10 protein-coding genes are annotated in these 16,278 nt (G+C 38.8%); 7 read left to right on the top strand and 3 right to left on the bottom strand.

Going from position 1 to position 16,278, the window contains the following annotated elements:
• Positions 1-80 precede the first annotated feature (80 nt).
• Positions 81-2,102, bottom strand: coding sequence for a TonB-dependent receptor plug domain-containing protein (locus tag QOX35_RS05210; protein ID WP_283686054.1), 2,022 nt, complete (start codon positions 2,100-2,102; stop codon positions 81-83).
• Positions 2,103-2,616: 514 nt separating this feature from the next.
• Between QOX35_RS05210 and QOX35_RS05205 the strand changes: the two genes are divergently transcribed.
• The 7 genes from QOX35_RS05205 (at position 2,617) to lipA (ending at position 10,569) form a co-directional block, all read left to right on the top strand.
• Positions 2,617-4,158 (top strand): acyl-CoA carboxylase subunit beta, encoded by a 1,542-nt coding sequence (locus QOX35_RS05205; protein WP_135105028.1) that lies wholly within the window; start codon positions 2,617-2,619, stop codon positions 4,156-4,158.
• An 18-nt stretch (positions 4,159-4,176) separates the two neighbouring features.
• Complete coding sequence (locus QOX35_RS05200; protein ID WP_135105027.1) at positions 4,177-5,679, top strand: acetyl-CoA carboxylase biotin carboxylase subunit; 1,503 nt, start codon at positions 4,177-4,179, stop codon at positions 5,677-5,679.
• A gap of 10 nt (positions 5,680-5,689) precedes the next feature.
• Positions 5,690-6,220, top strand: coding sequence for an acyl-CoA carboxylase biotin carboxyl carrier protein subunit (locus QOX35_RS05195; RefSeq protein ID WP_283686053.1), 531 nt, complete (start codon positions 5,690-5,692; stop codon positions 6,218-6,220).
• Positions 6,221-6,380: 160 nt separating this feature from the next.
• A complete protein-coding gene (locus QOX35_RS05190; protein WP_135105025.1) occupies positions 6,381-7,298 on the top strand; it encodes an endonuclease/exonuclease/phosphatase family protein in 918 nt (305 codons plus the stop codon).
• Positions 7,299-7,435: 137 nt separating this feature from the next.
• The gene (locus QOX35_RS05185; RefSeq protein ID WP_283686052.1) at positions 7,436-8,932 is read left to right on the top strand and encodes a butyryl-CoA:acetate CoA transferase; all 1,497 of its coding nucleotides are present in this window, start codon (positions 7,436-7,438) and stop codon (positions 8,930-8,932) included.
• A 218-nt stretch (positions 8,933-9,150) separates the two neighbouring features.
• A complete protein-coding gene (locus QOX35_RS05180) occupies positions 9,151-9,579 on the top strand; it encodes a hypothetical protein (RefSeq protein ID WP_135105023.1) in 429 nt (142 codons plus the stop codon).
• A gap of 147 nt (positions 9,580-9,726) precedes the next feature.
• Positions 9,727-10,569, top strand: a complete 843-nt coding sequence (lipA, locus tag QOX35_RS05175; protein WP_283686051.1) for a lipoyl synthase — start codon at positions 9,727-9,729, stop codon at positions 10,567-10,569.
• A 3-nt stretch (positions 10,570-10,572) separates the two neighbouring features.
• Here lipA and QOX35_RS05170 read toward each other — a convergent pair whose 3' ends face one another.
• A complete protein-coding gene (locus QOX35_RS05170) occupies positions 10,573-11,745 on the bottom strand; it encodes a THUMP-like domain-containing protein (protein WP_283686050.1) in 1,173 nt (390 codons plus the stop codon).
• Complete coding sequence (locus QOX35_RS05165) at positions 11,745-16,250, bottom strand: translocation/assembly module TamB domain-containing protein (protein WP_502846757.1); 4,506 nt, start codon at positions 16,248-16,250, stop codon at positions 11,745-11,747. The genes QOX35_RS05170 and QOX35_RS05165 overlap by 1 nt, the downstream gene beginning before the upstream one ends.
• Positions 16,251-16,278: the final 28 nt, after the last annotated feature.

Raw genomic sequence — 16,278 nt, 5'->3', positions numbered from 1 at the left:
TCTGTTGCCATAAGAGATGTTTCACTCTGTTCAATATAACAAAACACTGTGTTTATGACAACAGACAATCCTATTTAATTCTATCTAAAAGTATAACTAATACCACCCATCAACCAAAAACCCGGTTGAGGAATATTACCTCTGTCAAAATAATGAGTATTGTACAAATTATTCATACTCAAATTCAACTGTAGATCATTATACTTGTAGTTAAACTTTAGGTCGAGTGTAGAGAATGCCGGATAATGCTCATTACCAACCTTCACCAGATTTTCATACTTTTCATAAAATCCCATCCGTTTTTGAAAACGGAAATACCAACCTGCGGAAAGCCCTTTATAAATTTGATGATGAAACTGTGCCGTAAACTTATCGCGCAAGTAATTCAAACTATACAATGATATCATATTTTGCGCATCGCTGGTCTGATGCATACGTGCATAGTCAAGAGATACGGAAGACTGCTCTCCTAATACAGGGAACACATCTGCCAATCCGAACTTCACTCCCATTTCAACACCTTTTGTATCTACTTTCGTAAGATTCCACGATGCCCATTTTGTGTCAGTTGCATTCACCTTCACCCAGTCTATCATATCTCGTCCCCAGAGAAGAAAGCCTGTCAGATATGCAGAGAAAAACGATTTATTGTATTTGAAGTTAAGATCGAGAGACTCTGACTTCTCAGGTTTCAATCCGCTGTTTCCGTTGTGGGTTTCTGTTGTATAATAAAGATCTGTAAAAGTAGGCATCCGTGTCGATTTACTCCACGATGACGATATATTAAAGTCTTCTACAGGGCGATATGTAGCGCTCACCGAGGGGTAAAATCTATATTTACCACTCAACAATGTGTTATGATTCATCAAAACACCTGCAGAAAGCACAACTTTTTCGATACTTAAAGTATGCTCGAATGCCACACTCGTATTGGTACGGTCATCATACATTTTATATTTCCGGTGAGGTTCTACCATCGGTTTGCCTAATACCGAACTCATTATATCTTCTTTTCGCAACTCACCGCCCAAGCTGGTAATCCCCAATCGGGATTCATAGCTAAAGATAAGATTCGCTCCATAGGTGTCATTCCGGTGATAGTTGCGCCCCTTGTCCGTATCCTTGATCAGATCAAACTGATCGTGATGCCTGTCCCAATATACAATGGGAATTATTTTGAATTTAGAACCAAACTCTCCTTTCAGAGACCCCATATATGTGCTTGTACGCTCATACTGATTGGGATACTTTGCAGAATAGAAAGTATTAGCTCCATATTTTTTATCGTTATAACCCAATTGTAAATCAATTTTAGATTCGTTAAGTCTGAAACGTGTTTGCCACAACACATTATACAGATCATAGTCGCTATTGGCTATATAACCCGCAGAAGAGTTATAGCCTACCGACAAACTACTTGTTGTTATGCCGGCTTTTGCCACACCACGGACTTCCATGCCTCGCAGTTTGTGCATGCCCGACTCTACACTGGCATAAGCTTTATAATCTGCACTTTTCTTTGTAATAATATTGATTCCCCCCGAAAATGCACTGGCTCCATATATTAGGGCTGATGGGCCGTGAATGATTTCGATACGTTCGATGTCTGAGAGATTGATTGGAATGTCGAAACTGTAGTGTCCTGTGTGGGGATTGGAGAGATTTACTCCGTTGAGAAGTACTGCGTTTTGATCGAATGTGCCACCTCTGATCGAGATATCGGCTTGTACACCATGTCCGCCTCGTTGAATCACATCTATGTTAGCGGCGTAAACTAACAAGTCTTGAATACTCCGGACGGGCGCCTGCTCTATTTGCTCTTTAGTGATTACTGTTACCAGCTTCGCAGTTTGGTTGATCGGCATCTCTACCCGCGATGCCGTCACCATCACTTCATCGAGCTCTTTCTCCATCACTTTTTGTTGTTGCTCGTTACTTGTAGTTTGTGCAGAAGCGAGCGATACATGAAGACATGTAAGTGCACACCCTGTCACAACTCCAATGTTAACAAGCCTGTGCATACTGTTGAATGCACTGTAGGCTTTCCGCAAAAATCTTTTAAAGCGATAAGCCTGCTGTTTGTTTACTTGTTTTTGATTCATTTTGTTTAGTTAATTAATAATAAAATGTCACTGCAAAAGTAAAGAAATTCTGTACAACTTCACCTATGTATATCAGCCAGAATTATAGAAGGAACGGACAACAACTTAAATAATTTAGAGCAAAGTAGTTTAAACATCAAACACTTATAGAAAGGAATAGTCAAGGAAAAAACATTTAAAAATCTATGAAAGCAAACCATATTTTAAATAGAGTTCGAATTTGATAGATATTATTCAAAAAGAATATAAGAAACTAATAATAAGATACATATAAAGAACAACTCTATTCACATTGTATCCAATAGATACTCAATCCTCCACAGCTCAAGAGAGGTTCTGTAATTGATAATTTTTATGCAGTTGAACATTCAAATAAAATATTTCTATTATATTTACTGTTTTGAACTAACATGAAATACGAAGGAAACAAAATAAATAATGAACAATACCATTATTTTCTACAGAATTAAGAGTTTATTATTCCAACCAAAAGTATCTTAATAAATACATAAAAATGAAGAAATCATACGAACAGTTCATTGCTCGTCAAGAGCTCTTGAAGAAACAATATGACGACACATATTACCAAAAACAGCATCAGCGAGGCAAACTAACTGCACGCGAACGCATTCTTCTTCTATTCGACGAAGATACATTTGAAGAAACAGATGCTTACGCCCCTCCTGCTACATCCTCATTCGGAAAAACAGTAAAAGCTTTTGGAGACGGAGTGATTACAGGATTCGGAAAAGTTAACGGACGTTTGGTGTATGCATATTCCCAAGACTTTAATGTACTTGGAGGCTCTCTTGGAGCAACCCATGCCGCTAAAATAGCCAAAATACAGGACATGGCTCTCAAAACTGGTTCGCCAATGGTGGGACTTATCGACTCGGGAGGCGCGCGTATACAGGAAGGTATCAGCAGCTTGGATGGATATGCAAGTATATTCAAAAGAAATGTGCTTTCCTCTGGCGTTATACCTCAAATATCAGTAATAATGGGACCTGCTGCCGGAGGCGCAGTATACTCCCCTGCCCTCACCGATTTTATATTCATGACTGCCGACACAAGCTATATGTTTGTTACCGGCCCTAACGTGGTGAAAGAAGTACTCAACGAAACAGTATCCACCGAAGATTTGGGTGGAGCATCTGTACATGCTTCAAAATCGGGAGTAGCGGACTTTGTATATAGCGACGACGAAAATACAATATTAGGTGTTAAGAAACTACTATCCTACCTCCCATCAAATAATATGGAGAATCCTCCGCTCACCGAACCGGCAGAAACGGCAACACGGGATGATGAGCAACTCCGAAATATCGTACCCGAAGATCCTGACAAGCCTTACGATGTAAAAGAAGTAGTGAGATTGATCGTAGACAATGGAGACTTTTTGGAAATATCGGAAAACCATGCGGCGAATATATTCACAGCTTTTGCCCGTATCGATGGCCGTGTTGTGGGAATAGTAGCCAATCAGCCCAAAGTAATGGCAGGGACACTTGATACACACTCTTCGGTAAAAGGAGCACGTTTCATCAATATTTGCGATGCTTTCAATATACCAATAGTAACGCTGGTGGATGTTCCGGGATTCCTTCCGGGAACCGATCAGGAACATGAAGGCATTATCCGTCACGGAGCAAAGCTTTTGTATGCTTATACATTTGCCAATGTACCTAAAATAACAATTATCCTTCGAAAAGCATATGGTGGGGCATATATCGTGATGAACAGCAAAGGGATCGGAGGCGACTTTAGTTTTGCATGGCCTACTGCCGAAATTGCAGTGATGGGACCCGACGGGGCTATTGCCATTCTCTTCCGTAAGGAATTGAACGAAGCGGAAGATCCGGCTCTACTGAAAAAAGAACTTACCGACAAATATCGAGAAGAGGTTACAAATCCGTATATAGCAGACGAAAAAGGATATATAGATGAAGTGATAGACCCTGCTGTAACCAAACAGAAAATTGCTTCGAGCCTTAAAGCCCTTGAACGCAAAATTGAGTTACGTCCTAAGCGTAAGCATGGTAACCTACCTTTGTAATACTTAAAATTGTATCTGATGAAAAATAAAAATAAGATAAAATCAATTCTTATTGCCAACCGTGGAGAGATCGCTATCCGAATAGCGCAGACCGCCAAGAAAATGGGCATAGAATCTGTAGGTATACGCACAGTAAAAGAACCTGATGCATATTATCTGACTCAGGTAGACCGTATCGTCAATTTTCCGGATAGGGAGATAAACGAAACACCTGAATTTTTAGATATAGAATGCCTTGTGCTATTAGCTAAAAGAAACAAAATAGACGCTATCCATCCCGGATACGGATATCTATCCGAAAATGCAGAGTTTGCGACCCGCTGTACAGAGGAAGGAATTATTTTCATAGGACCTTCGCCACGTATCATACAGAATATGGGTGACAAGATCACTGCAAAGAATATCGCAGCTAAAGGCAATGTACCCATGCTAGGGGGTAGCAACGGCAGTGTCAGCACACTGGACGAGGCTATCGAAATTTCAAAATCGATTGGTTTCCCTGTAATCATAAAAGCTTCTGCCGGAGGTGGAGGACGAGGGATGCGCATTGTACGCAAACAATCAGACCTCAAACAAATGTATCTGTCCGCTTCATCCGAAGCACTGGCTGCATTCAGCAACCCTTCTGTATTTATAGAAAAGTATTTGGAGAATCCGAAACATATTGAAATACAAATAGTAGCCGACACCCACGGTAATATTATCCACCTGGGAGAAAGAGAATGTTCGGTACAACGCAAACATCAAAAGTTGCTCGAAGAAGCCCCTTCTCCGGCTCTGGACGATGAGCTGCGGAAAAAGATGACCGATGCTGCTGTTTCACTTGCAAGAGAGGCTAAATATATAAGTTTGGGAACAGTCGAATTTTTGCTGGATAAGGACAAAAACTTTTACTTCATGGAGATGAATACCCGTGTGCAAGTAGAACACCCTGTAACCGAAATGATAACAGGATTAGACCTTATTGAACTGCAAATACGAATTGCCAACGGAGAAAAACTACCGATTACGCAAGACGATGTAAAACTAAACGGATGGGCTATCGAATGCCGTATCAACGCAGAAGATGTGCAAGCTAATTTCTCACCTTGTACAGGCATCATCAAAGCAATGAGTCTGCCAAAAGGAAGCAATACCAGAATAGATAAAGGTGTAGTAGTGGGCTCTGAAGTCACTCCTTTCTTCGACTCTATGATTGCCAAATTGATTATTCACGGAAAGGATCGGGATACCGCCATTGCAAGAACAATCAAGGCTCTCAATAGATTCCATATAAAGGGTATAAAGACAACAATACCGTTCGACAAAGCTGTATTGCATAACAAAACATTCCAAAAAGGTGATTATAATACATCTTTTATCGAAAAGCAATTAGACTCACTCGTATATCGTGAGAAAGATGAAGACCTGTTTGCAGCACTATTCTCTGCCAATCAGTTTAAGAAACAAAACCAGGCACTTGCAGAAAAGAAAGAAGAAACAGACCCTTGGGCTATGAGAAACAGGATTAATAATATGTAATACTTCGATTATGAAAAATAAACAACATAAACCAATCATAGCTTTAGATAAGAATTCGAACAAAGCCTTTGATTTCCTTATCGATGAAAATGGGAAATATACACACAACTCTAAAGAGCTGGACTTCAGAATAGAAACCACGCCTGATGGCTTTACTGTAATGACAGTGAATGGGCTTACCTATCCTGTGGAAGTAATAGCTCAACACCAGAATGAATATGAATTGCTGGTGAATGGTGTCAGTTATGTATTTTCGATTGAATCTCCTTTTTCGTTGGAGCGTAAAAAGCTATTGGCCAACTTACTAAGCGAATCTACTACGATACGACTAAAAGCACCTATGCCGGGTAAGATACTCGATGTATTGGTGAAAGCTGGCGATACGGTAAAGGTTGGCGACACTCTTTTGATACTGGAGGCCATGAAGATGCAAAATGCAATCTTAGCAAGCACCAAAGGTATCATAAAAAAAGTATTGGTAAAGAAAGGCGATACCACTAGCAAAAGTGATTTGTTGATAGAATTGGAGAAAGAAGTGTAATAAAAAGGCGATACCCGTTTCTAGCATCAGCAACAATAAATTGTATTTCCCCAACTTAATATCTTTTACGATATATAGTATATAAAATAACCTGCTTCGGCGGGTTATTTCCTTTTTATGGGTTAAATTTGTACTCAAACAATCTATAAATGTCCAAAATATGAAAAAAACACTTTTAGGGGTTATACTCCTTTGCTTATGCTCTTTTATTTTTGCCCAAACTCTTAATGTAGCCACGTATAATATCCGAAATGACAATCAAGGTGATGCCAACAAAGGAAACGGATGGGCAACCCGATGTCCTGTTATTGCCAATCTTGTAGCTTATAACGATTTCGACATCTGGGGTTCACAAGAAGTAAAACACAATCAGCTGATAGATTTGCTCGATGCATTGCCACAATACAGCTATGTAGGTGTAGGTAGAGACGACGGGAAAACCGAAGGTGAATATGCTCCCATCTTTTTCAAAAAAGATAAATACAAAGTATTAAAATCAGGACATTTCTGGATGGCAGAAAAAACGGATGAGCCAAACAAAGGCTGGGATGCTGCACTTCCACGTATTTGTACATGGGTACAACTGAAAGAAACAAAAGGCAAGCTTAAGTTCTGGTTCTTCAACCTACATATGGATCATGTAGGAGTAATAGCCCGTGAAGAAAGTGCTAAGCTGGTGCTGACTAAGATAAAAGAAATGTGCGGCAATGATCCTGTAATTTTAACCGGCGACTTCAATGTAGATCAAACACACAAAAGCTATACATTGCTAAGCACATCGGGAATCCTTACCGACTCGTACGACCGTGCAGCAGTGAGATATGCACTGAACGGAACATTCAATGCTTTCAAGCCCGACTTGCTAACAAGTAGCCGTATCGATCATATCTTTGTAAGCCCAAGCATGTCTGTAGAACGCTATGGCGTATTAACCGATACATATCGTACCCCAAGAGATGGTGAAAACAACATCAAAACGGGTGATTTCCCGAAGGAATATTCCTTCGATGGATGCGATATACGTTTGCCTTCAGATCATTTTCCGGTGTCTGTAAAACTCATATACAAGAAAAAGTAGGAATAAACCGCTATCTTTCAATTTTTAATGTTAATCTCTAGTTGTTCAGTTAATAATTTTGTACTTTTGCAGCGCCAAAGAGAAGGTGTTAAAAATCAACTTTATACAATTTATTTAATCATACTTTTAGAAAAGACATGGCTTTAAAATTTATGACTGCTGATGAGGCAGCCGCACTTATCAAACACAATGACAATGTAGGATTTAGCGGATTTACTGCCGCAGGATGTCCTAAGGTAGTACCAGTAGCGTTAGCTAAAAGAGCTGAAGCAGAACATGCAAAAGGGAATCCATTCAAGATAGGAATGTTTACCGGAGCATCTACAGGCGATTCTATCGACGGGTCTCTGGCTCGTGCTCATGCAGTTAAATTCCGTACACCGTACCAGTCTAGTAAAGATATGCGAAATGCTATCAACAGCGGGGAAGTTAAATATTTTGATATGCACCTTTCTCAGCTTGCTCAGGAAATACGTTATGGCTTTTTTGGACAAGTGGATTTTGCTATTATCGAAGCGTGTGACATTACCGAAGACGGTGAAATAGTACCAACATGCGGTGTAGGAATCACTCCTACTGTAGCTCGCCTTGCTAAAACTGTAATTGTAGAGCTTAACAGATGGCATCCGAAAGAAATGCGTGGTATACACGATATTGCAGAGTTGCCAAACCCTCCACACCGTAGAGAGATCGGGGTATATTCTGTAAAAGACCGTATGGGTACCGATTGCGTAAAAGTAGATCCTAGCAAAATAATCGTTGTAGAAACAAATACACCGAACGAAGGTGGTGGCTTTAGCCCTGTAGACGAAATAACAGCAAAAATCGGAGAAAACGTTGCTAACTTTTTTGTTAAAGAAATGGCTGAAGGCCGTATGCCTAAAACATTCCTTCCTGTTCAGTCGGGTGTAGGTAATATTGCAAATGCAGTATTGGCTGCAATGGGTCAAAGCAAAGAAATACCTGATTTTGAAGTTTACACAGAGGTTATTCAAGATGCAGTAATCAGCTTGATGGAAAGCGGACGTGTAAAATTTGCAAGTGGATGTTCGTTAACAGTAAGTAACCCTGTTATCGAAAAGATATACAAGAATCTGGAATTCTTCAAAGAAAGACTTGTGCTTCGTCCTTCTGAGTTTTCTAACAATCCGGGTATCGTGCGTCGCTTAGGTATTATCGCTATCAATACAGCTCTGGAAGCTGATATATATGGTAATATCAACTCTACTCACGTTACAGGCTCTAAAATGATGAATGGTATCGGTGGTTCGGGAGACTTTACCCGTAGTGCTTATGTATCTGTATTTGTAACTCCATCAGTAGCTAAAGATGGAAAAATCAGTGCATTTGTTCCTATGGTATCGCATCAGGATCATAGTGAGCACTCTGTAAAAATCATTATCAGTGAATATGGTATTGCAGACCTTCGCGGTAAATGCCCTAAAGAAAGAGCAGAAGCGATTATCGAAAACTGTGTTCATCCGGAATACCGTCCATTGCTAAGAGAATATCTTGCTCGCAGCGAACAAGGACAAACTCCTGTTGACTTATATGACGGTTTTGCTTTCCACGAAGCTTTCATCGAAACCGGCGATATGCGCAACGTGAAATGGACTAAAGAAAAGAAAGCTTGATCTCGATAGATTAAGTACTACAATATTATAGAAAATCCTGTGCTCAACTATTGAGTACAGGATTTTCTATTTATAAACATACATGATGTCCGTTTATGAACACAACAAGGCTTACATAAATCAACATAAGAATCTAGTATACTGCACATTATAAATAATGGCACAGTAATTGACTTTATAGTAGTAAAATAAAATGTTTTACTATAAAGCGTACAATTATGAGAACAATAAAACTAATCACATTAACAATCATCTCATTTCTATCTATCGGAATATATGCACAGAAGAAAGTTGAGGTAACATTAAAAGAAAGACAACCGCAGGAGAGAGAATCTTTAATATATAAGAATAATGAGATTACCTCCAAAATTGTATATGAATATGATTGCAATGGATACAGAACAAAACGCACATCTTATGAATGGAACAAAACCCTTGGATGGGTAGCCCTATCACTATACCAATTCGAGTATAACACCAATGACCAGATAGATAACGTTTATTACACGAAATGGGACATCCGAAAAGAAAAATGGACTGACATTTCTGATCTGATAACATATAAATATGATTCGGATGGCAATCTGGCAACCATAGAGCGAACAAAAATAAACGGTAAACCTTTAGAGCTGGTATCATTATATTAAGGAAGTGCTTGTAAGAAAATCCTGATTTGCTAGAAACAAGTCAGGATTTTTACATTTCTTATAATCTAGTTTTTATTTTAACCTTTTAAAATTAATGTTTTATTATCTATCTCCTATCTTTGTTATTCAATAATAGAAAAGTATTCAATGGAACACGTAAAAAAACCAGATTGGTTAAAAATAAAACTTGGGGGAAATAATAATTTTTCACAAACCAAACATATAGTAGAATCACATAACCTACATACAATTTGCTCGAGCGGAAGATGTCCTAATATGGGAGAATGTTGGGGACGAGGAACGGCCACGTTCATGATCGGGGGCGATATATGTACCAGGTCATGTAAGTTTTGTAACACAAAAACCGGAAAGCCTCTGGCATTGAATCCAAAAGAGCCTCAAAATGTAGCAGAATCCATCCGATTGATGAATCTGAAACATGCCGTTATCACATCCGTAGACCGGGACGATCTGCCAGATCAGGGTGCTATGCACTGGGTAGAAACAATCACGAAGGTGAAGGAAGTAAATCCGAATACAACTCTGGAGGTTCTGATCCCCGATTTCCGAGGTAATATCGAGTTGATTGATATGGTTTGCAAAGCCGCACCGAATGTTATCTCTCATAACATGGAAACAGTACGAAGCCTGACACCACAAGTGAGAAGTGCAGCTAAATACGATGTAAGCCTGTCTGTATTGAAACGGATTGCAGAAAACGGATTAAAGGCAAAATCGGGTATGATGGTCGGACTTGGAGAAACAAGAGAAGAAATCTATCAGCTGATGGACGATCTTTTGGAGGCAAACTGCTCTGTACTTACTATCGGACAATATCTTCAACCAAGCAAAAAGCATTTGCCTGTAGTAGAGTATATTCACCCGGACGAGTTTAAGAGATTAAAGAGTATTGCTTTGGAGAAAGGATTTTCTTATGTAGAAAGCGGTCCACTCGTACGATCTTCTTATCATGCCGAAAATTGCCTGTAATATTCAAACCTTACGGCAAATAATAAGGACTTTTTTCTCATCAGATAGTGTGGTGGCGAATATATAAATATCTCCACCTTCACTTATTCTTGTCTTTTTTCTGATCTCTTGAACAGAAACAGGAAAATTGCGTGTAGTTATATTCGCTTGTTTTATAGCAGATAAGTGCTGTTTTATATCTTTCTTATTGAAAGAGCATACCGTTTCAACAACAAACTTGCGCCCCTGAAATTCAGAGATCAGATCAGTAGACGTATATAAATGGCTGCTTGGGTTCAACTTCTCTAATTTGTAAATATCCGCTACGGATTTGTACATCCCCGCTTTCAATATTGAAGCATTGGGCTCGTATAGGTATTGTCCAACAGATGAAGCATAATTAACATGAGCTAAATCTTCGTCCTCTTTACGAAATGACAGTATATCAGTCTTATCCTTTTGTATATTCACACAATGAATATGCTGATCTTTCTTATTCCTGTCTTTTATAAAAAGTAATTCCTTGCACTCGTTTGCTACGCTTACAATATAAATATCAGATACGTTCCTCAAAGACTTTAGAGCTAATGAAATATCAAGCATCGGTGATAGTTTTATCATTATCCTCTCGCCCTTTGCGTCCAATAAATCTTCTATTTCAATTATATTAGGGGTACAATCTTCTATACGGAATATCTTTCGCCCTTCACTACTACGTCTTGCCGGATCGATATATATGAGATCAACAGGCGGTAATTTTTCAAGATATGCTATTCCATCGGTACTTTCTACTCGAACATTTTTGAGACCCAAAACATCTAAGTTATATTTTGCAACTTCAGCCAGCTCTTCCTGCTGCTCTATATAAATAGCCTCTTTAAATTTTGCAGCTATGAAAGAGAAATCGACACCAAAACCTCCTGTAAGGTCTATCATAGAATTTCCTTCCACCAAACCCGCCTTATATCGGGCGGTCTGCTCCGAAGAGCATTGTTCCATTGAGATATGCTTCGGATATAAAATGAAATCGATATGATACCACGAAGGAACTTTCTCTTTTGCAATCTTTCGCCCTGAAATCTGCTGTACTGCCAATTGGATATCTATATCTGGATATCGCTTTGCAGATAAAGCAAGCTCATGAATATCATCACACTCATGCTCTTTTATAAAATCTATTAGTGAAGGACTTAGCATTATTTTTTCATTCTGATAAATCGGCTCAACGAACTACCTCTTTTTGTGGAGTCAGGTAATATAGGAGTAACCGTATCTCGAACAGACTTTGTCTTTAATGTAGGGAATCCAAACAGGTCTCTGAGGTTATCAAAGTCTTTCTTATATATAAGACCTACCCCTTGAGACTGCGATGTTTTTCCGGTATAATAGAATTTCTCGTTATAGTGGTTGTATGCTTTTACGCGCCATGTTCCGGCATTATTGAGCAAATATTCGATATCAACATCACTAATCATGGCTTCTTTGCCGTTATTGATATTTACATCATTGCGATATCCAAAGTTACCATTTATCAATAGCCGGTCATTCATCAAACGACTAGACAATATGAGTTCTACTTCTGTACTTGTGAAATCTTTATCACTATAACGTATATTCGTTCCGAGCTCCCATCTACTATCTATCTGGCTGACAATTTTGGTCAACTGATTCGACAGTGTAGCCGAAGCCACGGCCGCAAAGTCTGAAGTTTCGTAAGGGGTATTTGATCCTTTAGGGCTATCAAACTTAGACAAGAGCAGCAAATATGCAACTTGCCAGTTGATCATATCAGGAGTATTTATAAGACTCTTCACCTGCCGTGCCACTTCTGGATCGGCAGCAGGGAATTGTATATCAAGCCCCACGGTAGGTTGTCTCAACGGCCCTGTGAGATCCAGAACACAGTTTACCGGAATAGTGGTCTGCCCGGTTGTTTCTATTAAAGTTTGATCAAGATCTCTTAAACTAGCTGTCAGTTTATAGATAGCCGTTACATCCAAAATAGCTTCGAACGGGTCACCCTTGAATTGTACTGTACTTCCATCCTCTATTGTAAACCGCCTTTCCATCAATCGTTGGAAAGTAAAATTATAACTTCCTCTATTTATCGTATATGTTCCAAACAAGCGGGGCGCAGATTTTGAACTCCATTGAAATTGCATCGCACCACTACCTGTTCCGCTAATTACATCACCGCCCACAGGATCCATAAGAATTTCTACTGTAGCGTTAGGAGTGGCATCAATATAAAAATTCATATTTATTTCCATGCCGGAGCTGGCTTGTATTGGCGGAGCGACCTCCGCTATATTTGGAGTGGTTATAGAGTCGGCCTTCTGCTTCGACTTATAATTGATAAACGAATATTCATTTATGATATTCTCCATAAAATTCATACGGACGAGTGTCTTGTCCTCCGTTCTCATGCTAATATCTATATCTACGGCTCGTTCGTCACCACCAATAGTCCCTTTCCCGCTACCGAATACCTTTCCATAAAAGATTGGATTTTGTTTTTGGGTGGCATTATATACAAGGAAATGATCGGCTGAGAGATCGACTAAATACATGAAATCCTTAAAGTAGTCGTGAGCCACCTTCCCGCTGGCTAAAGATTTATTATTGTATTCATCGATGAGAGTGATGTTGGTAAAGTAGATAAGATCTTTTTTCATGTAGATTGTATCCGAAAACTTATAATTTGTATTCAGAAAGTTAATCCCTATATTCCCGTCCTTAATGTAAGCCTTGCCCTCAACGGTAACATCCGAAAAGTCTCCGAACAAATGGACTTTACCTGTACCTCTACCGCTTATATTCTGAAAAACAGCCTCTGCATACCTATTCAGGAAACTGATATCGAGACTATCCGCATCAAAATTTATAGAAAGCCCCTGATGTATCGGATCTATTTCTCCGTCTACCTTTGTTTTCTTATTCTCTTTGCTGACAATCATCCCATCCAACATTATTTTGTTGGTTTCGTCATCCAGCTCACTGAATATATTTAACCGCCCAAGCTCTGTTCCATTAAACTTAAAATCAGTGATATCTAAACGTGTATTCAGATATGGCTTGTTCTCGATGCTGGACATAAACAAACTACCTGTAGCCGCTCCACCAAACCTCAGCACATCAATTGCTAATGTCTGGAATACATATTCTAAGTTGATCTTCTTCAGCTCTACCTTCAATATATCCGAAGAACTGCTTGGCGAGTAACTGCCGTTTATCTTTATCTCTTGACTTTTGTCACTTGTATATACCGAAAAATTATTAACAGCATAATGCCCATCCTGTATTTTAATATGAGATTTTTCCATCTTCCAAGTCGTATTGTTCAGCATTAGCTCGCTTGGTAGTGTTTCAATATCAATCATCAAAGGCCTTCTGTCTTCTTTGGTAAATAACGTGGAAATAGAAAAATCACCTTTAGCCTTCTGCATACCATCATTAAGAAGAGAAATATTGGTATTTATCTTGTTGTTGGCTAATGTAGATTTTACAGAAATTTCATTTGTCACTTCTTTTTTCCCAATTATAGAGGCATCTATGCGAGTGTTGACAACATTGTCTGAATTCTCATTTTCGGCAAGGATATACCCTGATTTTATGTTCATTCCGGCAGCTTTGATCGCCGGAGTGAAAACTTCCACTTTAAATTTATCCAAATGATTATCGTACCGTCCTACGATTTTAGCCTGATTTATGACCGTAACAGGTAGTTTGAATACAGAACTGAGTGTCTCCGTATTATTGATAGCAAAATCGAATGTGAAATTATTATTAACTACGCTTTTCTCTACCTTCTTTCCATTTACTTTTATCAATGCAGGCAAATATGGATGTAGTGTTTCTAAAATACTATTTGCCATCGTAGAGAAAGAGTAGTCACCATTAACATGTCCGTTAAGGATATCAGATTTTATGCTTAGTGTATGCCCCAAAGAATCTATTGTAGACTTAACAAGAAACTCATCCATCTTGAAAACTTGATTTTCTCGAAGAAAGTCTACCGAATCGATACGTATATACCCTTGCGCATTATCTATATCCTTACCCACAAAGTCGGCATCTATATTAAACGATAAATAAGAATAAGGCATATTCTTTACCAAATGCAATTTATCTAATTGGATGTCTGTCGCCTTTGCCTTGAAAACGAGTTCGGGCATATTCTTATCTGTAAGATCAAACAAACCCGCTATATCAAGCTTTCCGTTCGGGTCGTCAATCGCTAACTTACCATCGATGCGCAAGCCATCATATCCGGCATCAAGCTTTATATTTTTATATGAATATTCTTTATAATCGAAGTTTGGAATAATCCCTTCCGCTTTACCTCTCAGCTTACCATTTTTGGGTTTTTCAAGATCCACTGTTAAGCTTAAAGAAGCCTTATTGAGATCTTTATTATCCAAGAATGTTCCCAAACTGAAATCGGTAGTATATACTTTACCTTTTACGTATGTTTCGATGCCTGGCTTCGGATTATTAACTCCGAAAAGCACATCTGTTTTAACCACTCCCAAATCAGTTTCTACACTACCAAAAGCGACAAGTTGATCGAGATAGCCCGAAATATCCCCTCTGAAAGAGATTGCCCCAAGTTTTTTCAATTGAGCAGGCAGTTGCCCCTTTTTTGATGAGAAGTTGTCAATAATACTCGACAATTCAGTATGGGTTAACGATAATTCATCAACACTACCTAGTACATATGTCTTCAATGGGTCTCTCATATCTCTGATTTCTGCATTCGCAATCAAATGCATCTTTTTCCCATAATCTAAAGATAATCCCGATACAGTGAGATCATCAATCTTACCCTTGACTTGCCCGCTTATAATAATCTTATCATCAAAGTCCTTCAAAATAGGTACTAATGCAGAAACATCCTTCGGTAATATATAAGAAGTAGCAACAACGCAATCGATACTGGCGTAGTCCATTATCTTAGCGGTATCACTGGTAGGAGTCAGATCTATTTCACAACGACTTAGCTCTAACGAGGATGAAGGCAGGTCGAGCTCAAAATTTCTTATAGAAACTTTCTTTCCTTGAGTAATTATACGAAAGGTAAGATCAGATATATCCAATCCGCTTTTCTCCTTAAGTGCAAACTTTTTGACTTGAATGTTCAACGAATCCGAAGTTAGAGATTTCATCGCCAACTTTGCATTCAAGTCGGATACAGCTATGTGGTTTTTGTCAAAGTGATGAACAACTAAAGGCTTATCTTTTACATCGTAATAGAATTGACCGTTCGTAATATTTACAGCATTCAGCTTGACTTCTATTTTCGATTTGGGCTTATCATCCTTTGGTTTAAAAGCATCGATAATATACTGTATATTCAGAGGCGAATCATCAGACTCTTTAGAAAGGTGAACCTCGAAGTCGGAAAGCCATGCAGAGGTCACCACTATTTTATTTTGCATCAAAGAGATGAGATCGACACTGGCTGATATCTTATCGGCCAACAGCACTTTCTCCTGAGACTGATCATACAAGTAAACACTGTCTAACTGAACAGTATTGAATGGCTGAAAATGCAATTTACCGATACCTAGTTCAGTTCCGATTTTTGCTTTTAACTCATCTACAATAATGCCTTTAGCATATTCCTGCACAGCAGGCATATTCAACAGTCCAAATAGCAGGGTTACGAGTCCAACTATTATACCTAATACAGTGAGAAATATTTGCTTAAACCGTTTAATATCGCTTCCT

It is taken from the genome of Dysgonomonas sp. Marseille-Q5470 (genome assembly GCF_951230145.1).
GTDB lineage: Bacteria > Bacteroidota > Bacteroidia > Bacteroidales > Dysgonomonadaceae > Dysgonomonas.
This window is presented reverse-complemented; position numbering and strand designations above follow the sequence as displayed.